The organism is Iocasia fonsfrigidae (assembly GCF_017751145.1).
Lineage (GTDB): Bacteria > Bacillota > Halanaerobiia > Halanaerobiales > DTU029 > Iocasia > Iocasia fonsfrigidae.
In genome coordinates this window covers 2106692-2126862 of sequence record NZ_CP046640.1, presented here as the reverse complement: position 1 = coordinate 2126862, position 20171 = coordinate 2106692, and the positions used below count along the sequence as shown (strand labels likewise).

General features: G+C 33.7%; 18 protein-coding genes, 1 pseudogene and 1 riboswitch. Of the genes and pseudogenes, 17 read left to right on the top strand and 2 right to left on the bottom strand.

Annotated features, from left to right (window positions below):
- Nucleotides 1–181: 181 nt before the first annotated feature.
- The 5 genes from GM661_RS10155 to GM661_RS10135 are packed head-to-tail and all read left to right on the top strand — an operon-like array spanning nt 182 to nt 5050.
- The gene (locus GM661_RS10155) at nt 182–1165 is read left to right on the top strand and encodes a glycerophosphoryl diester phosphodiesterase membrane domain-containing protein (protein ID WP_230866760.1); all 984 of its coding nucleotides are present in this window, start codon (nt 182–184) and stop codon (nt 1163–1165) included.
- Complete coding sequence (locus GM661_RS10150; RefSeq protein ID WP_230866759.1) at nt 1146–1796, top strand: hypothetical protein; 651 nt, start codon at nt 1146–1148, stop codon at nt 1794–1796. Before GM661_RS10155 ends, GM661_RS10150 begins: the two co-directional genes overlap by 20 nt.
- Complete coding sequence (locus GM661_RS10145) at nt 1777–2781, top strand: DUF4350 domain-containing protein (RefSeq protein WP_230866758.1); 1005 nt, start codon at nt 1777–1779, stop codon at nt 2779–2781. Before GM661_RS10150 ends, GM661_RS10145 begins: the two co-directional genes overlap by 20 nt.
- Nucleotides 2754–3719: an AAA family ATPase gene (locus GM661_RS10140; RefSeq protein WP_230866757.1), complete on the top strand. Its 966-nt coding sequence runs from the start codon at nt 2754–2756 to the stop codon at nt 3717–3719. The genes GM661_RS10145 and GM661_RS10140 overlap by 28 nt, the downstream gene beginning before the upstream one ends.
- Before the next feature lie 17 nt (nt 3720–3736).
- Nucleotides 3737–5050, top strand: a complete 1314-nt coding sequence (locus tag GM661_RS10135) for a DUF58 domain-containing protein (protein WP_230866756.1) — start codon at nt 3737–3739, stop codon at nt 5048–5050.
- On the opposite strand, the gene GM661_RS10130 is transcribed toward GM661_RS10135, so the two are convergent.
- Entirely contained in the window at nt 5051–6001 is a 951-nt protein-coding gene (locus GM661_RS10130) for a stage II sporulation protein M (RefSeq protein WP_230866755.1), read from the bottom strand. It abuts the gene before it with no gap.
- A gap of 126 nt (nt 6002–6127) precedes the next feature.
- Between GM661_RS10130 and GM661_RS10125 the strand changes: the two genes are divergently transcribed.
- On the top strand, nt 6128–6811 hold the full coding sequence (locus GM661_RS10125) for an RDD family protein (protein ID WP_230866754.1): 684 nt from the start codon (nt 6128–6130) through the stop codon (nt 6809–6811).
- Nucleotides 6812–6875: 64 nt separating this feature from the next.
- Here the strand turns inward: GM661_RS10125 and GM661_RS10120 are convergent, their stop codons facing one another.
- Nucleotides 6876–7526, bottom strand: a complete 651-nt coding sequence (locus tag GM661_RS10120) for a DUF975 family protein (protein WP_230866753.1) — start codon at nt 7524–7526, stop codon at nt 6876–6878.
- Nucleotides 7527–7773: 247 nt separating this feature from the next.
- On the opposite strand from GM661_RS10120, the gene GM661_RS10115 reads away from it, so the two are divergent.
- From GM661_RS10115 to mutL, 11 genes and pseudogenes are all read left to right on the top strand, one after another.
- The gene (locus GM661_RS10115; RefSeq protein WP_230866752.1) at nt 7774–8415 is read left to right on the top strand and encodes a cyclase family protein; all 642 of its coding nucleotides are present in this window, start codon (nt 7774–7776) and stop codon (nt 8413–8415) included.
- 69 nt (nt 8416–8484) lie between these two features.
- A riboswitch (cyclic di-AMP (ydaO/yuaA leader) is annotated at nt 8485–8611 on the top strand.
- A 190-nt stretch (nt 8612–8801) separates the two neighbouring features.
- A complete protein-coding gene (locus GM661_RS10110) occupies nt 8802–9632 on the top strand; it encodes a TrkH family potassium uptake protein (protein WP_269059926.1) in 831 nt (276 codons plus the stop codon).
- A 25-nt stretch (nt 9633–9657) separates the two neighbouring features.
- Nucleotides 9658–10308, top strand: a complete 651-nt coding sequence (locus GM661_RS10105; RefSeq protein WP_230866750.1) for a potassium channel family protein — start codon at nt 9658–9660, stop codon at nt 10306–10308.
- A gap of 127 nt (nt 10309–10435) precedes the next feature.
- Nucleotides 10436–10600: a rubredoxin gene (rd, locus tag GM661_RS10100; protein ID WP_230866749.1), complete on the top strand. Its 165-nt coding sequence runs from the start codon at nt 10436–10438 to the stop codon at nt 10598–10600.
- A gap of 34 nt (nt 10601–10634) precedes the next feature.
- A pseudogene (locus GM661_RS19200) lies at nt 10635–10718 on the top strand (hypothetical protein); the annotation flags it as partial.
- 3 nt (nt 10719–10721) lie between these two features.
- Complete coding sequence (locus GM661_RS10095) at nt 10722–12050, top strand: TrkH family potassium uptake protein (RefSeq protein ID WP_230866748.1); 1329 nt, start codon at nt 10722–10724, stop codon at nt 12048–12050.
- A 61-nt stretch (nt 12051–12111) separates the two neighbouring features.
- Nucleotides 12112–13437 (top strand): TrkH family potassium uptake protein, encoded by a 1326-nt coding sequence (locus GM661_RS10090; protein ID WP_230866747.1) that lies wholly within the window; start codon nt 12112–12114, stop codon nt 13435–13437.
- 29 nt (nt 13438–13466) lie between these two features.
- Nucleotides 13467–14114, top strand: coding sequence for a potassium channel family protein (locus tag GM661_RS10085; RefSeq protein WP_125990505.1), 648 nt, complete (start codon nt 13467–13469; stop codon nt 14112–14114).
- 158 nt (nt 14115–14272) lie between these two features.
- On the top strand, nt 14273–15604 hold the full coding sequence (gene miaB / locus GM661_RS10080; RefSeq protein ID WP_230869780.1) for a tRNA (N6-isopentenyl adenosine(37)-C2)-methylthiotransferase MiaB: 1332 nt from the start codon (nt 14273–14275) through the stop codon (nt 15602–15604).
- A gap of 26 nt (nt 15605–15630) precedes the next feature.
- On the top strand, nt 15631–18300 hold the full coding sequence (gene mutS / locus GM661_RS10075) for a DNA mismatch repair protein MutS (RefSeq protein WP_230866746.1): 2670 nt from the start codon (nt 15631–15633) through the stop codon (nt 18298–18300).
- Nucleotides 18287–20170, top strand: a complete 1884-nt coding sequence (gene mutL / locus GM661_RS10070; RefSeq protein ID WP_230866745.1) for a DNA mismatch repair endonuclease MutL — start codon at nt 18287–18289, stop codon at nt 20168–20170. Before mutS ends, mutL begins: the two co-directional genes overlap by 14 nt.
- Nucleotide 20171: the final 1 nt, after the last annotated feature.

Below are 20171 nucleotides of genomic sequence, written 5' to 3'. Positions count from 1 at the left end.
ACTTATAGATGTGCTGTTATTATGAATTCAGAGTAGGTATATTTTCCTAACTGCAAAAAAGATATCAAAAAAGGAAGGAAAATGTAATTTGAGGGGGAATATATTTAATATTATATTTGTGTTATTTTTGCCTAATATAATTGGAAAGGTAAACATCAAAATATCTTGTAGGGGGTTTCCAATGGGAGTGATGGGTCGTGCAGAAATATTTGATAAATCTTTTGATATTTTAAGAAAATACATAAAAACAATAGTATTATATATTCTTGCTTTCAGTGTAATTGTTTTTGTAGGGATGATAGTATTTATTTTTTTAGGGGCGATTATTGGGGTCAATCTAAGTATAGCATTTCTTTCAGCTGGGTTCATGACTAATGTTTTTCTAATTTCTATTGTTACTTTATATATACTTTTTATTATTGGATTTGGTCTATGTTTTCAGGTTGGTATTATTAAAATTGCAAGTCAGGAATTCTTAAATGAATCAATTTATGCAGACCAGGCAATAAAAAGTTCGATTAAGAGTATTTTTAAAGTTATCAGGGTTATAATTGCTGCTATGCTTCTATTTCTACCAATCATCGCTGTTTTGGCTATTGTGATATATATTCTTTCACCAAAAATAGAACAAATAGTGCTCTTGGGTTTTCAGGGTCAAATCCCCTTGATAATCTTTTTAATGATATTTTTATTTGTTGCTATGATGCTGGTTTTAGGCTATATTACAATACTTTCTTTTGCTCTACATGTTGCCATTATAGAGAAAAAAGGGGGTTTTAGTAGTATTAAAAAGAGTTATCAGCTTGTTAAGAAAAATTTTTGGAAGGTATTTGGATGTATTATATTATTTATGCTAAGTATTTATGCTATTTATATTTCATTACAGAGCTTTTTAGCACTAATATTAGGTCTGGTATATTTAATAATGAAAATCTTAAACATGCAACTGGATTATATGACTTTTATGGCTCAAATATATTCATTTACTAGATGGCCATTTTTTATGGTAAACTGGTTAGTGATATCTCCATTACTGACCATAATGATGACAAATTTATACTTTAATCAACGGTTTAAAAAAGAAGGTTTTGATCTTGTTTTAAGATTAGAAAAGTTAGTAGATAAAAAGGAAAGGAAACAATTAAGTGATTCCCTCCAAACATGAATTTGATAATGTTATAAGTAAGATATTAAGCCGTAATGAGTACAGACATTTGAATAAGCATTTAAGTGATTTCATTAATAAACTCAAGGAGAAAATTGCCTACTGGATATTTAAAAAACTAGAAAATGTTAACTGGGATATATCTCCTTCAATACCAGAAAAGCTGTCAACATTTTTTATTATAATAGGAATCCTGCTTATTATGGGGATAATAATTTTAGTATTAGTAATTATAAATAAGGGTTTTGAAAGAGCGAGAAAGGTTAAAGAGATTTTGGGAGAAAAAATTGATGAAAATACCACTCCGAAAAGTTTAAGAAATAGGGCTGCAGGTTTTCAGGAACAGGGTGATTTTAGACAAGCTATTAGGTATAATTTTATTAGTCTGTTATTGTTAATGCATGAGAAGAGAGTACTGTATCTAGAAGAGAGTAAAACCAATTATGAAATCTGTCACTTACTGCAGGAAAACAATTTTGCTGAAGTTTTAATTTTTCAAGATTTAGTTATTTTATTTAATTTAAGTTGGTATGGTCATCAGGAATGTCCTCAGGAAACATATGAAAACTGGCTTGATGATTTTAATCTAGTGTGGAATGAGGTAATAGATTATGAAAAGAAGAATAAATAAAGAATTAATTTGCTTTTTTATTCTAGTACCAGTCTTCCTCTATGCCAGTTTTTATATTTCAAGTAGGATTAAAAATAACTTGCCTAATTATTCAGTATTAAACAGGTCAGAATATGGTTGTAGTGTATTTTATCAGCTATTAAAAGAATTAGATTATCCTGTTGAGAGAACATTGCAACCTATAAATTCGGCTGGGCAAAATAATATACAGATCGTGGCGGATGATTATTTTGGGAATTTTAATCCTGATCATAGTGAAGTTAAAGAATGGGTAAGCAAGGGCGGTATTCTACTTTATCTAACCCCTGGTAATATTTATTATGATTTTTATGACCAAAGCAAAGAGATTAACAGTGATATAAAGATTGTCAAAGAAGAGGCTGGTCTTATAATCCTGGCGGATGCAAATTCCATAACAAATGACAGATTAAGCCGGGGAACGGATAATGCTTATCAGCTTTTTACAGAGATAAATAGTTATCGTTATAATAAATTATATTTCAATGAAAGACATTTATTTGTTACTGATAGACAGCTGACCATCTGGGGTTTTATCCCTATGGAAATAAAATATTGCTTATATCAGATATTTATCATTCTGGCTGCTTTTTCTTACTATAAAGGTAAACGCTTTGGTAAGCCGCTGCCCCTCTATGAAGAAACAGAAAGAACCGAAAACGAATTCCTTTATTCTGCTGCTTCTTTATATAAACAAGCTGACTGCTGGGATTTGATGCTGGAAAATTATTATAATGATTTTTTACAAGAGACCAGTTGTTCAGTTGATAAGTGGTTGGAGTATTGGCAAAAAGAGGGGCTGCCACACCTTAATGAAGCTAAACAGGTCTATAATTTTATGCATCAACCACCAGTTAAATTAAAAGAAAAAGAAGTTGTTCAAATTGTAAATACCATAGAAAAATTAAAGGAAATATCCCGAAAAAGGAGAGAGGAATATTGGAAAATATTGAAAAAAACAGAGTAAATAATCTGGTAGAAAAGATAAAGATAGAATTAAAGAAAGTGATTGTAGAACAGGAAGAGCTCCTGGATCTTTCATTAATAACCTTGCTAAGTGGGGGACATCTGTTGTTAGAAGGGGTTCCTGGTCTGGCTAAAACCTTATTAGTTAGAGCCCTTGCCAGGGCTTTAGCAATAGATTTTAAGAAGATTCAATTTACACCTGATCTGATGCCAGCAGATATAACAGGGACAAAAATATTTAATTTACAGTCAAGGGGTTTTGATTTGAAAAAAGGGCCTGTTTTTACCAATCTTTTGCTGGCTGATGAAATCAACCGTACTCCTCCTAAGACTCAGGCTGGTTTACTGGAAGCGATGGAAGAGAATACTGTTACAATTGATGGAGATACACATCAATTACCTTCACCTTATATGATGATTGCTACCCAGAATCCTCTGGAATATGAAGGAACATATCCCTTGCCAGAGGCATTAATAGACCGTTTTCTGCTGAAAGTTATTGTGGACTATCCCTCTCTTAAGGCTGAAAATGAGATGTTAAAACGCCATCACCAGGGTTTTTCAAGTGTTGACTTAGATAAATGCCATGTAAGGGCTGTTTGTTCACCTGAGGATATTAAAGAATCCAGAGAAGAGGTGCAAAAGGTGGAAGTAGATGAAGATTTAAGGGCCTATATGGTCAAGATAGTAACACAAACAAGGCGGAATCATGCAATTGAAATCGGCAGTTCTCCTAGAGGAGGAATTGCCTTACTGCAGTCTTCGAAAGCATGTGCTGCTTATCAGGGAAGAAGTTTTGTTATTCCAGATGATATCAAAAAAATGACTATCCCAACTCTTAGGCACAGAATTATTTTAAAACCTGAACTGAGCCTTGAAGGAGTTAAACCGGAGCAGGTTTTAGCTGAGATACTTTCTAAAATAGAAGTACCCAGATAAAGAAGGGAGGGATAGTTTTGGGTATTAGTAGACGTTTTGTTTATTTATTATTAATTGGACTAATATTACTTATTGCTGCAGTTTTTATTAATAATTCTTTTACTGTTTTTTTAATATACAATGTATTATGTATTATATTGCTAATAATCGATTATTATATATCACCAGGGGTATCTTGTCTTGCCGTGGAACGCTGTGGGAAAGAAAAACTGTCTTTATTTGAAGAGGAAGTGATCAGTTTTCAGCTTTATAATAAAAGTCCTTATAAACTATCCCTTGAGTTAAAGGATGAGGTTCCTGAATTCCATTTTCAAGTGGAAGACTATCTAATGACTGGTATGATTAGTCCAGGTGAAAAAAAGAAATTTAATTATCAGGTAGTCCCGACTAAAAGGGGAGCCTTTACATTTAAAAACCTTCATCTTAAATATAAAGGTCGTCTAAATCTCTGTACAAAGGTATTCCAGCTTAAGCTTAACCGCGAATATAAGGTCTATCCTAATATGAAGAATTTACATAAATATAGTTTAAAAATGGCAAATAACCGTCTATTAAAACAGGGCTGGAGAAGTCTGAGGATGTGTGGCAATGGTAGCTCCTTTGAAAGTTTACGTGAATATGTTACTGGTGATGACTATAAAAAGATTAACTGGAAGGCAACAGGGCGGGCCAATAAGCCGATTTTAAATCAATATGAACCTGAGAAGAACCAGCATGTCTATATGTTTATCGATATCGGGAGACCTATGAGTTATACTGTGCGTGGACATCGCAAGCTGGATCTGGTAGTAAATACAGCTTTGGTTTTATCAGATGTGATAAATCAGAGTGGGGATCAATCTGCTGTACTCCTTTTTAATACTGGAATAGACAGTATTGTTATGCCTGGAAAGGGTGTTGAACATAGAAAGAAGATCATGGAAACACTATATCATATAGATTACACTAATTATACCTCTAATTATCAAGAAGCATTTTGTTATTTCAAAAAAAAGGAGCGCCACCGAAGTATTATTTTCCTCTTTACTGACTTTGAAACTGAAAGTGAAGCAGAAAATATCCTTCAGTTATTACCCCTTGTTTCTAAAAACAATCTGCTGATTATTATCCTGATTAAGAATGAAAGCAGAGAATTGGTGGCCAATCAAAACATAGGGAACCTTGAAGATTTGTTTACTAAGGGTGTTGCTCTGGAACTCCTTAATGAGAGAAAACGGATAATTAAATTATTAAATCGTAAAGGCATTTTTTGTCTTGAATGTCCTGCTGAAAAACTGGAGTACACCACAATAAATAAATATATAGAAGTTAAAAATAAAATGTCTTTATAATTAGTCCTGTTTATTAAAATAAGGGATTGAGCAGTAGATGCTTAAAATAATTGCAGTTATAGCGGCAAATAACAATTTCAAATGATTACTAATATCAAGTGGGGTAAAGAACCCTTCTATTATACCAGCAATTATTAACATAAAAACTACACCAATAACTAAGGACACCGCTTGTTTGCTGGCAGCTATAAGGGCATGTTTTCGTGAGTATTTTCCCGGTAGTAGTATACTTTTAGCAATAATCAACCCGGCTGCCCCTGAAATAAAGATAGCAGAAAGTTCGATTATACCGTGAGGCAGGATAAGGGACCAGTATTTTATAGGATCAGCATATAGATATACAAGGGCAGTCAGTGCTCCCAGCATTGTTCCATTAAAAAACAGGACATAGATAGTTCCCAGTCCAAGGGTTATCCCTAAAACAAAGGCCCTTAGGGCAACAGTAATATTATTAATCATAATATAGCTGGACATCAGTGGATAGTTCCATTCACCACCACCTAATTTATTTGCCTTGATAGATTCTACCAGGTCTCCAGGAAGGAATAGATAGGCCTGTTCTGGTTTATACAGCACAAACAAAAAGCTGATTATTATTCCTAGTGTAAAAAAACCCAAAGAACCCAATAGGTATATCCTATTTTTTTTTAGCAGTTCAGGAAATCCAGAAAAGATATAGTTTTTGAAATTACGGAAAGAAGATTTTTTTACGGTATAAACATGGCTGTGTCCTTTGCTGACTAAATTATTTAAATAACTTACAATATTACTATTAGGGTAATGGGTTCTGGTATAAGCCAGATGGTGACTGCACTGTTTAAATATATTTAGAAAATCCTTTACTTGTTTAGATGATAAAGATTTCACACCTTTTTTATTAATAATTGAAGAGAGGGATTCTAATTTTTCCCAAGTGGCTGAATATTTTTTAATGAATTTGCTTTCCTGCATTTTTTCACCTCATTTAATTATTCTTTATGACAGTAGAATTTTTTTACTTTGTGTTGGCATATAAAAAGAACACACAACTATATAGTTGGTTTATATTAAAAAAACAAGAAGATGGAGTGATGATTGATGAAAAAAATAGAGTTAACAACCCCAGAAAATATAGATGTGGAATATACACTGGCTGATTTGGGTTCCCGTGTTGCAGCAGCAGTCATTGATCTGGCAATTCAGGGTTTCTTGTTGATACTCCTTGCTATAGCTATAGTATTAATTGTTATTTATGCCCCTGACTTTTGGGATGAATATTTAGCCTGGATAATTGCTATATCTATTTTAATTAATGCAGTAATAAGTTATGCTTATTATATTTTTATGGAACTTAATATGAATGGTAGAACACCAGGTAAAAAAATACTAAAACTACGAACGATCAGGAATAATGGCCAGCCTTTAACTTTGAAACACTCTGCAATTAGAAACTTATTTAGGGTTTTTCTGGATATGCTTGGTGTGGGAGTTGTCTCTATATTTTTCACAAAAGAACATAAACGGATAGGGGATTTTGCTGCCTCTACTATTGTAGTTGTAGAAAATGATATCCCCTATCCACTGGAAAATCTAACAGAGGGTAGTCTTTTTAATAGTCTTCATCTTTCAGAAGAAGATAATAAACTATTGCAGGACTATTTTGTGAGAAAAAATATCATAATAAACAGTTCTATTCTTAAAAATAAACTTGAATATTACCTTACCAATAAATATGAAAATCCAGATGTTTTAAAAAATCTGGGAGATATTTTTAGTTCTTAATATTTCTTTTTTAAACTTTAGGAAACTCAAACAGTAATATTTAAGGGATGATTTAAACTGATTATTATGTATTTACTGTTGCTGTATCTTTTTCCTGTGATTTTGATTCCAGTAAATTGGCTTGAGTATTTTTTAACTCCTGGTAGAAATTAGTAATAGCTGTTTGTATGTAAGGCGTCAGCCATAAAAAACCTATACCCAGGGTCAAGATACTCAGTATAATCCATCCTAAAAAACTCAAAAACAGACAGAATAATTTCCACTTATAACCTATCATCATTTTCTTACTGGTTCTAATTGCCTCTAAGGCCCCTATATGAGGATAATCATGTAGTATATAAAAAGTCATTGAATACCTAAGTATAGCGATAATTCCCGGTATTAGAAAGAGGAGAGTCCAGAGGACTGTAAATATTGTCATTAGTAAATATGCTAGAAATGCTGATTTAAAATTTGAAAAACCATCAAATAAGTTTTCAAAACGGAAAGGCTCCTTTCTGATAAGTTTTAGAAAACAGCTAACATACCCCAGAAGTAAAGGTCCACTAACTAATAGATTTACAATCATTCCAATAGCTGGTACAGTTCCTGCTAGAGTAGTTAGGATCATAAAAACTAGACATAATAAAACAGCAGTACCCCAGTGACCTTTTAATTGATTTCTTGAAATTGCTCTTAATTCATTACTGCTTTTAATTGAATTACTAACTTGCATAAAATTACCTCCTAATAAATAATTGATTTTTTAATATAAATCTTATTAAAAATTACTCTAAATTATATTCGATAAAGGATCAATAAATCCTTTAATTAGCTACAATATAGGACAAAATAACTAGTACAGCAAAATTAAATAAGTGAAAGGATTGAGGAATTATTATTGTATACATATTGCTTTAATGCAGGATTATTTGTTTTAATTATAGAATGATAATAATAAATAAAAAAGGAGAGTGTGCAAAATGAAGGTTACTGATTTAACACATACTATTGATGAAGATATACCAGTTTTTCCAGGTAGTATACAAGCAGTGATAGACAGAATGAAAAAATATAAAACTGATGGATATAGGGAATCACTGTTAAAGATAAGTTCACATACTGGAACACATGTTGATGCCCCCGCACATATGCTGGAAGGCGGTTTATTTCTGGATGAATTTACGGTAGATAAGTATATGGGGAAAGCCACTATAATAAGCTATATAGAACAAAAAACACCTTTAATTGAAGTGGATTATTTAGCTGCTTATAACAGAGAATTAACAGAAAGCGATTTTGTCATTATTAAAACCGGCTGGTCAAAATACTGGGGTGATAAAAAATATTATGGAAAATTTCCTTATTTAAGTGAAGAATCAGCCAGATGGCTTAAACAATTTAATTTAAAGGGAATAGGAATTGATGCGATTTCAATTGATAGTATCAATTCTCAAACATTTGCTAACCATAAGATATTGTTAGCAGAGGAGACTTTAATTATCGAGAATCTAAGTAATTTAGATTCAATAAAAAGCAAATACTTCATTTTAAGTGTTATGCCTCTTAAGACTATAAAAGCAGATGGTTCACCGGTTAGGGCTGTTGCTATAGAAAATGTTTAAACGGAGGTTTCTATAAAAAATCTTGACATTTATATTTATCTATGGTTTAATAATAATCAACAATTGAATAAACTATCCTGGTCTAATTCCATTTTTATGGAAACGGGGGACCCAATCTATGGGGCTAATTCTTTTGAAGGGAGACCTTTTACTCCTAGCCCGCCAGCTAACCTCGTCGACAATAAAAGGCAGATAACTGAGATACATATTTATTAGTTTAAAGAGTATAAAAACCACTTCAGTTATATCTGTAGTGGTTTTTTTGTATTTAAGCGTAAATTTATTTTTTGGTTAGGAATAATAAGTATCAAATCTAGTGTTGACCTTTCAGGTGTAGGAGTGGTTATTTATGTTAAGGAAATTGAAGGGATTCTGGTTATGCAGATATTTCTACAGGCGGTTTCTCAACAGTTCAGGCCAGTATAGGTTATTGGAATAGTGTGCCTATTGAACTGGTAACGATTATTCTAATGTTTCTGGGAACAATTAACTTTGCTACCCATTATGCCTTATTACAGGGCAAATTTAAAACGTTTTTTCGTAATGGTGAAATAAGATTAATGGGGTTTTTATTAATTATATCGATTCCTTTAGTAGTTTTTATAGGTTTAAATGGTCTTTATACAACTCTTAGTTCCAGTTTTCGTGATACAGTTTTTCAGCTGGTATCTGCTTTATCAACTACTGGTTTTTCCACTATTGATTTTGTATTCTGGCCTATTTTTGCTAATTTCTTTGTTATAATATTCATGTTGATTGGTGGTGGAACAGGCTCAACAGCAGGTGGTATTAAACAGTTTAGAGTATATATCATTTTAAAATCGATTTACTGGGAGATTAAACAGCATTTTCTTCCTAAAAATAGAGTCAATGAGGATTATGTCTGGCGTGGGGAAGATAAATTATATATCAAAGATAAAAATATACGAGAGATTGCCAACTATATTATTTTATATCTATTTACTTACCTATCTGGTGTTTTAATTTTTCTGGCTTCAGGTTACAGCCTCAGGGATAGTTTATTTGAATTCGCATCAGCCCTGGGAACAGTTGGTCTTTCGATAGGAATTACTGGTCCTGATGCTTCTGGGTTAATCTTATGGACAGAAATATTTGGCATGATGCTGGGGAGATTAGAATTTTTAGTGATTATTTTCGCTTTTACTAAGTTAATCAAAGACAGTAAATATTACTTTAAGAAAAAAATAACTGGCTAAAGTTGTTTGGGGAGGATTTGTTGAGATGAAACAGTATATTGTGATAGGACTAGGTAATTTCGGTGCCAGTGTAGCTAAAACCTTAGTTGATAAAGGTTATAATGTTCTGGCAATTGATAAAAATAAGGAGAAAGTACAGGAATTGGCTAATACAGTTACCCATGCTGTTGAAGCAGATGCTACAGATGAAGAAGTATTAAAAACACTTGGTGTAAGAAATTTTGATCTAGCAGTAGTAAGTATTGGTAATAATATTCACGCCAATGTACTTACTACACTATTGTTAAAGGAACTGGGGGTTTCCTATGTTATTGTCAAGGCCCAGGATAATTTGCATGGTAATCTATTGAGTAAGGTTGGTGCAGACCGGATTATTTATCCTGAAAGAGATATGGGAGTAAGAATTGCCCATAATCTTATTTCTTCTAATGTGATGGACTATCTGGAGTTTTCACCTAATTATAGTATTATTGAACTCCCTGTAACAGCAAGTATGGTCGGTAAGAATCTAGCAGAATTGAAAATAGGGTCTCAATATAATGTTAATCTTGTAGCTATTAAACGTAAAGGAGAAATAAATATAAGTGTGAGAAATGATATTTCTTTTTCTTCAGGTGATATTATGGTTGTCTTTGGCAGTAATAATGACCTGAAAGAGTTACAGAATTCTATATAAAGGTGGTTAACCCTTTATTACTCCTTTGCTTACTCCTTGACAAAACAGTTTGATATGTTATACTAAAAACCAGTAACAATTACTGTTAAGTTATTATTACATAAAAACTAGGAAAGGAGATGATAATATGCAAAAATATCAATGTACAGTCTGTATGTATATTTATGACCCGGCAGAAGGGGACCCGGATAATGGGATTGAAGCAGGCACATCTTTTGATGACCTCCCTGAAGATTGGGTCTGTCCTGAGTGTGGTGTTGGCAAAGATATGTTTGAGCCGTATGATGATTAATCATTTACCAAACCGGGAGTAAAATCCCGGTTTTTCTATTGTCTTTACTTTATTTATTTCTTGTAGTATAATAAGCAGCATAATAGTTGCTCGGAAAAAAGAAGAGGAGATGTTATAAGATATGTTTAGCAATAATCATGATTATACCCCGGCTCAGCTGCTTGTACTAGGTTATTTAGCAGTAATTATAACAGGGACGATTCTTTTGATGATACCGGCTGCAACAACCCAGAGTGGTGGGCTTGATATTATATCTGCTCTTTTTACAGCTACTTCAGCTACCTGTGTGACAGGTCTAATAGTAGTAAATACTAGTACAGCTTTTACTGTCTTTGGTCAGTTAGTAATTATGATTTTAATTCAAATAGGTGGCCTTGGTCTAATGACTATGTCAACAATGGTAGCCTTTATTATTGGTAAAAAGATAAGTTTAAAAGAAAGACTGCTTATCCAGGAAGACTTAAACCAATTTAAAATATCAGGTCTGGTTGCTTTAGTAAGGTATGTGTTGATAGTTACCTTTGTTATTGAGGGTATTGGAGCCTTAATATTGTTTCTGCGCCTTTTAAAAGATTATTCTTTCTGGAAAGCTATTTATTATGCAATATTTCATGCTATTTCAGCTTTTAATAATGCTGGTTTTGACCTTTTTGGTAATAGTCTGGAAGGTTTTACCGGTGATATTTTTATAAACCTAGCTGTTATTTTCTTGATCATACTTGGTGGTTTAGGGTTTGCAGTTTTGGCTGAGCTTTATAATAAACGTGATATAAAAAAGACCAGTCTGCAGACAAAGATTGTTATTACTATTTCCTTGATTTTAATTATTGTAGGGTTTATTAGTTTTCTGGCCCTGGAGTATAATAATGAGTTAACAATGGGAAATCTATCTTTTGGTGAAAAGACACTATCTGCTTTATTCTTATCGGTAACTCCCAGGACCGCTGGCTTTAATACAATTCCAACTGGTTCTTTGAAGAGTTCAACACTCTTTTTGGTAATAGTTCTTATGTTTATTGGCGCTTCTCCTGGTTCTACCGGTGGTGGTATTAAGACAACTACCTTTGGTGTTTTATTAATTACAGTTTGGAGCATGATTACTGGTAAGAGGGATATTGAGATATTTAAACGACAGTTAGAAAATGAAATAATATTTAAAGCCCTTTCAATTACTATCTTATCCTTAATGCTGGTTGTACTGGTGACGATGATTCTTACTGTTAGTGAGGGAATGGATTTTTTACCAGTCTTTTTTGAAACTGTTTCTGCTTTTGGAACAGTTGGGTTATCAACCGGAATAACATCGGCTTTATCATCATTTGGCAGGTTAATGATAACCATTACCATGTTTGCTGGTAGGGTAGGTCCACTTACACTGGCTCTTGCCTTTGCAGAACGGAAAAGGAGTGGGGTTTATCATTATCCCAAGGAAAAAATAATGGTGGGTTAAAGAATCTCAGGGCTTATTTATATTTTAAAACACCTTTTGGGTATATTATAAATAAAATGGGGTGTTTAAAATAAAAATAAGCAAATTATCATCAGGACGCTTTTTAATACTTGGTTATTTACTTGTTATTTCAGTAGGAACGTTCTTTTTATTACTGCCGATTTCGACAGTTGAGGGTGAAGTAACCAGCTTTATTGATGCCCTCTTTACAGCAACCTCAGCAACAGCAGTTACTGGTTTGATTACCTTAAATACTATGGAACACTGGACCCGTTTTGGTCAAACTGTGATTATGTTATTAATACAAATTGGTGGTTTTGGTTTTATGACCAGTACTACTTTGTTATTTTTAATCTTTGGTAAAAGGGTTTCTTTAAGAGAAAGATTAATTATCATGGAAGACTTGAATTATAATAAGATATCAGGGGCCATCAGTTTAAGTAAATATATCATAATATTAACCTTTACTACTGAGGCCCTGGGGGCTTTGCTTCTTTTTCTTTACTTTAAAAAGATAATGCCTTCTGCCCGGGCTGTTTATTTTGCAGTATTTCATGCTATTTCAGCCTTTAACAATGCTGGTTTTGATCTTTTCGGCAATAGTTTGCTTGATTTTGTTAATATACCATATATAAATATAGTTATTACTTTTTTGTTTATTATAGGTGGGATTGGTTTTATTGTTATTGATGAGGTCTTTAGTAAAGGGCTAAAGAATCTTTCTTTACATAGTAGGCTTGTCTTAAACACCTCATTGATTTTAATTATTCTTGGTACATTTTCTTTCTTTTTTCTGGAATATACTAACCCTGCTACAATAGGTAATTTAAGTCTTAAGGGTAAATTATTAGGTTCATATTTTCAGGGGGTAACACCTAGAACAGCTGGTTTTAATACGATTCCAATTGAAAGATTAAGAGATGTGACACTTTTTATAATAATATTATTCATGTTTATTGGTGCTTCACCTGGTTCCACTGGTGGGGGTGTTAAAACAACCACTATAGTCACCCTACTTATTGTAATCTATAATATGTCAGTTGGTAAAGAGGATATAGAGGCTTTTGGGCGAAGATTTAGAGATAAGGATATCTATAAAGCCTTAACAGTTGTTGTTATCTCACTTTTATTAATTACTGTGGTAACAATTGTGCTGTCATCAACAGAAAAGTTTTCTTTTATTCAGATAATTTTTGAGGTTTTTTCAGCTTTTGGGACAGTGGGGTTATCTACTGGAATTACTGCTCGTTTGAGTAATATTGGCAAGTTATTTATAATATTTACTATGTTTGTTGGTAGGGTTGGTCCTGTAACCCTGGCTGTAGCTCTTGGTAGAAGGGAATATAAGAAAATTAGATATCCAGCGGAAGATATCTTAATCGGATAATTATTATATCTGGGATGAGGGGGATTTTCATGAAACAGTTTATTGTAGTTGGTTTAGGAAGGTTTGGTTTAAGTGTTGCCAAAACACTGGCTGAAAATGATTATAATGTACTGGCTATTGATTCAAATGGAGAAAGGGTTCAGGAGATAGCTAATGAGGTTACCCATGCTGTTGAAGCAGATGCTACAGATGAAGAGGCTTTAAGAACACTGGGGGTCCGCAATTTTGATGTTGCTGTAATAAGTATAGGTGATAATATACATGCTAATATTCTATCCACACTTATTCTTAAGGAACTAGGTGTTCCCTATGTAGTTGTTAAGGCACAGGATGCCCTCCATGGAAAGGTTTTAAGTAAAGTTGGTGCAGACCGGGTGGTTTATCCTGAACGAGATATGGGAGTAAGAATTGCCCATAATCTAATATCTTCTAATGTACTTGACTATATAGAGTTTGCTCCTGATTATAGTGTAATAGAAATAATAGCTACCCCTAATATGTTGGGGAATACACTAGCTGAATTAAAATTAAGGAGTCAATTTAATATTAATGTTATGGCTATAAAACGTGGAGAAGAGTTGAATATTACCCCTGGGGCCAATGACAAAGTCTTAGAGGGGGATGTATTAGTTGTAATGGGTAAAAATGATGACCTTGATAAGTTGAAACATTATTAGCTATAATCTATATAATAAATATTATTTATTGAAAGACCATAATTAATATATTATGGCCTTTTTCTTACCTGTAATAACTATAAAATTGCATAAAGTAAGTAATAATGGTAGAATAATAAGTAGTAATTGTAAGATACAGGAGGAATATGATGAAGGAAATGAAAGAAACAAAGACTTATTTTATCATAACATATGGCTGCCAGATGAATGTTCATGACTCCGAACTCCTGGGTGGTATGCTGGAAGAGATTGGTTATCATCAGGCAGAGGAAATGGAAGAGGCTGACCTTATAATTTTAAATACCTGTGTAATAAGGGAAAATGCTGAATTAAAGGTATATGGAAAGATTGGTTCACTAAAACGGCTCAAAGATAAAGACCCTGCTCTTATTATTGCTGTAGGGGGGTGTATGATGCAGTCTAATGAGGCTGTTGAGGAATTATATAAAAAATACCCCCAGGTTGATTTAATTTTTGGGACACATAATATTCATCACCTCCCTGATCTAATTAGTACTATTGAGAAGGAACGGGGACGTATTGTTGAAGTCTGGGATAAAGAAGAAGGTCTAATTCCAGACCTGCCGTCTAGCAGAGAGGATGATAAAAAGGCCTGGGTTTCAATTATTCAGGGCTGCAATAATTTTTGTACGTACTGTATTGTACCCTATGTCAGGGGTAGGGAGAGAAGCAGACCACTAAAGGACATAGTCAAGGAAGTTACTCAATTAGCAGAAGATGGGGTTATCGAAATAACCCTTTTAGGTCAAAATGTGAATTCATATGGTAAGGACCTGGCTGGGAACATAGATTTTGCTTCCCTACTTGAAGAAATAGATAAAGTAACTGGTATTGAGCGTATTCGTTATATGACTTCACACCCCAGGGATTTTAATGCAGAATTAATTGAAGTTATCAATAGCTCAGATAAGGTATGTGAACATTTCCATTTGCCCATTCAATCGGGGAGCAACCAGATTTTAAAGAAGATGAACAGGGGATATACCAGGGAGGAATATCTGGACCTGGTCAAGATGATCCGGCAGACCATACCTGAGGCCAGTATTACTACCGATTTTATTGTTGGTTTCCCCGGTGAAAGTGAAGAGGATTTTCAGGATACACTCAATATGGTTGAGGAAGTACGTTTTGATAGTGCTTTTACTTTTATATATTCCAGTCGTACAGGTACCCCTGCTGCTAAAATGGAAGTTCAGATAGCTGAAGAGATAAAAAAAGAACGTCTGGCAAGGCTAATGGAACTGCAGAATGAAATTAGTTTAGAAATAAACAGGGATTTACTTAACCAGGAAGTTGAAGTCCTAGTTGAAGGTGAAAGCAAGAATAATTCAGAGGTGTTTTGTGGTAGAGATAGGAAGAATAAATTAGTATTATTTCCCAAAAGAAAAGACATTATCGGTAAAATTATTAGAGTAAGGATAACTGATGTAAAGAGTTTTAATCTATATGGTGAAATTATTAGTGTTTAGTTTTATTTTATATGAGGTGATTAAATTTGGCAGAATTAACCCCTATGATGAAACAATATAAATCTATTAAAAAGAAATATCAGGATTCAATACTTTTTTATCGACTGGGTGATTTTTACGAAATGTTTTTTGAGGATGCCGAAATTGCTGCCCGGATACTGGATCTTGCTTTAACAGCCCGGAATAAGGGTGGTGGAGAAAAAGCAGCTATGGCTGGTGTCCCTTATCACTCAGCAGATACTTATATTGCTAAGCTAATTAAGAATGGTTATAAAGTTGCTATCTGTGAGCAGATAGAAGACCCTGATGAAGCCAGTGGTATAGTTGAGAGGGATGTTATACGTGTTATCACACCTGGGACAGTTATTGAAAATGATATGTTAGAAGACAAAAACAACAATTTCCTGGCTGCTGCTGTTTATTATGAAGATACTATTGGCTTTTCTTATATTGATATATCAACTGGTGATTTTTATGTAACAGAGCTTTTTAAAACACAGAGTAGTAAGCTGTGGGATGAAATTGACCGGATAAGGCCGGCTGAGATCATAGTAGAAGAAGATCTGGCAGACGGGGAATTTCTGAATAACTATCAACAGGTAAACAAAATTCTGATAAATAAAAGGGAAATATTTAATCTCAAAAAATCGTATGAAATCTTGCAAAAACACTTTAAAATTCAGTCACTAATTGGTTTCGGAATAGAAGACATGCCGGCTGCAATTGCTGCCGCCGGGGAAATACTTCATTTTATTAATAATACTCAGAAAAGAAGTCTTAAACACCTTGATAAAATATCATTGTATACTCTGAATAATTATATGGTATTAGATACTGCTACTAGAAAAAATCTGGAACTTACTTCCACTATTAGAAGTCACCGTAAAAACGGTAGTCTGCTGGATGTACTTGATAAAACAGTAACTTCTATGGGAGGAAGGTTGATCAGGAAATGGATCAATCAACCCTTGATAAATAAAGAAGAAATTGATAGGAGATTAGAGGCGGTAGAGGAACTAAAGGATAATTTTATCTTCCTTCAAAAATTAAGGGATGCCCTGGATGGTGTCTATGATTTAGAACGTATCTTAACAAAGGTTACCTATGGTTCAGCAAATGCCAGGGATCTGACTGCCTTAAGGTACTCCTTAACAAAACTACCATTTATTTTTGAGGCCTTATCGCTATTTGAGGATTCCCATCTATTATCAGGTTTATGTGATGAAATTGATACCCTGGATGACCTTGGTGAATTATTAACAAAGGCCCTGGTAGAAGAACCACCTACTACAGTCCGTGAAGGTGGGATCATTGAAAAAGGTTTTAATGAGGAACTTGACCAATTAAGAACTATGTGTGGTGAAGGTAAAGATTGGATTACTAATCTACAGAAATCAGAGAGGGAAAGAACTGGTATTTCTTCACTTAAGGTTGGTTTTAATAAGGTTTTCGGTTATTATCTTGAGGTTACTAAAGCAAATTTGGACAAAGTGCCTGATGATTATACTCGCAAACAGACCCTGGCCAATAGTGAGAGATATATTACCCCTGAATTAAAAGAAAAGGAAGCGATGATTCTGGGGGCAGAAGATAAGATTAATGATCTGGAATACAGGCTTTTTGTTTCAGTACGGGATAAGGTTGCTGATAATATCCAGCGTATTAAAAAAAGTGCAGGAATTATTGCAACTGCAGATGTATTAAGTTCTTTTGCCCTGAGCGCTATCGAGAATGATTATGTTTCTCCGATCATAAATGATAGTAATGAAATAAACATAGAACAGGGGCGGCATCCAGTAGTAGAGAAAATGCTTAACGAGAATTTTGTTCCCAATGATACTATTCTTGATAATGAAGAAAATAGATTTTTGATAATTACAGGTCCCAACATGTCAGGTAAGTCTACTTATATGAGACAGGTTGCTTTAATTGTCCTTATGGCTCAGATAGGGAGTTTTGTGCCTGCCAGTAAGGCAGTAATAGGTCTGGTAGATAGGATATTTACCAGAGTAGGGGCTAGTGATGACCTGACAACTGGCCAGAGTACCTTTATGGTAGAGATGAATGAAGTTGCCAACATAGTTAATAATGCCTCGCAGAAAAGCCTGATTATTTTAGATGAGGTTGGCAGGGGGACCAGTACTTATGATGGCCTTAGTATTGCCTGGGCAGTCAGTCAGTATATCAATGACCCCCGGGAAATAGGTGCCCGTTCACTATTTGCTACTCATTACCATGAATTAACAAGACTTGAAGAGGAATTTAACGGGATTAAAAATTATAGTGTTCTGGTGGAGGAAGACAATAGTGGTGTTCATTTCCTTCATAAGATTGTTCAGGGTAAGGCTAATGAAAGTTATGGGATAGAGGTAGCTAGACTGGCAGGATTACCTGACGAATTAATTAATAATGCCCGGCAGATATTAAAACAGCTGGAACAGAATGATAATGAAATAAAGGAAGTTGCTGTCAGTGGTGAAGATTTGACTGAAACTAACCTTAATAAAGAAAATATGGTTATTTCAAATAATACAGTTCAAGAGATAGATAGAAAACAACTCTCTTTATTTGAAAGTAATAAATTGATTTGTGAAAAAATAAAAGAAAAAGAGATTATCAATTTAACTCCCTTAGAGGCATTGAATTTTCTTTATGAGTTACAACAGGAGGTCAAGGAGATAAATGACCAAAATTAAACAATTGCCTGAATCAGTTGCCAATCAAATTTCAGCTGGAGAAGTAGTGGAACGTCCAGCATCAGTAGTTAAAGAACTACTTGAAAATTCCATTGACGCTGGTAGTAAAAATATTTTAATAGAGATTGAAGAAGGCGGCAGGGAAAAAATACGTGTCAAAGATGACGGCAGTGGTATTCCTGCTGATGAAATGGAGCTGGCCTTTTCTCGTTATGCTACCAGTAAGATAGAAGAAATAAATGATCTCTATTCGATTAAGACACTTGGGTTCAGGGGAGAGGCCCTGGCCAGTATCTCATCGGTTAGTAATGTTGTAATAAAATCAAGGACTGCTGGTGAATTACAGGGTACCAAAATGGAATTAAAGGGTGGTTCAGTTCTAGGGCAGGTACCAGTAGGTATTCCAGCTGGAACAGATATAGAGGTAACAGGGCTTTTTTATAATACACCAGCTAGATACAAATATCTTAAAAAGGTTAATACAGAGTTTGGTCATATAAGTAAAATAGTAACCCGTGAAGCACTGGCCTATCCAGATATTAAGTTTACATTAATACATAATCATAAAGAAGTGTATAAAACACCTGGTACTGGTAAATTAATTGATGCTGTTTATACACTTTACGGTAGTGAAATTGCCAGTAATCTTACCCCTATTGATTATGAGGATAGATATATCAGGTTAACTGGTCTGATAGGTAATCAAACAATCTCCCGTTCTTCACGTATCTATGAGGTTTTTTTTGTTAATAAGAGGGTAGTAAATAGCAGAACCCTTAGCCAGGGTGTTGAAGAAGCCTATCATGGAGTTTTACCAGGTAGGAAATACCCAGTAGTATTTTTAAATGTAGTTTTAAATCAAATATTGATTGATGTGAATGTTCATCCTACTAAACGAGAGGTTAAATTTAGTCGTGACGGGATAATCAAGGATGTGCTAAAAAAAGGTATATCAAAGACCTTGCAAACAAAGGACCTAATACCTAAAATCAAGAAAAAGCATTTAAGTCCTAAAAAAGAAAGACTATCACTAATAAATGATAATAAACTTAAACAGGGCATTGAAGATAGTGAATCTAAAGAACATCAAGAAAATTTTAAAGGGGATTTTATTAGGAATAATTATAAAGAAAAAACTGCTGACATGCCCCCCAGGTCAAACAAGTATAGAAAACAAACTGAGCAGGCAGTAAAGGAAAATCTAAAACCATGTAAAGTAAGTGAAGAAAAAGATAGTTTAGAAAATAATAAGCCTTTTAATAAAAATATAGATAAAGATAATAATAATGATTTAGTAATAAATAATTTTCTGGGACAGCTCTATAATACATACCTGGTAACAGAAGGTAGTGATGGCTTGATCATAATTGATCAACATAATGCCCATGAACGTATTCTTTATGAAAAGATAAAAAATAGATTTGCTGATGAACAAATAAATACCCAGGCCTTATTACTACCTGTCAGGATTGATTTTACTGCAGAAGAGATTGAACTTGTTAAAAAATATTTAACAGATTTAAAACGCTTAGGGTTTAATATTGATTTTTTTGGTGGTAACAGTATACTTGTTCAGGGAGTTCCTTCCTTTCTAAAGAATAGACCTATTAAAGTGATTGTCGAAGAAATAGTAGATAGTATTTTTAAAAAGGGAAAGACGGGTAATAAATCAGACTTACTGGATCAAGTTATTAAATATATGTCCTGCCGTGGGGCTATTAAGGCCGGTAAACATCTGGCAGAAAAAGAAATTGATGAATTAATTAAGGGATTAATTAAGGCCAGTAACCCTTACCGCTGCCCACATGGTAGACCTATTATAGTGAATATAAGTTTAGATGATATAAAAAGGGGTCTGGGGCGTAAATAGG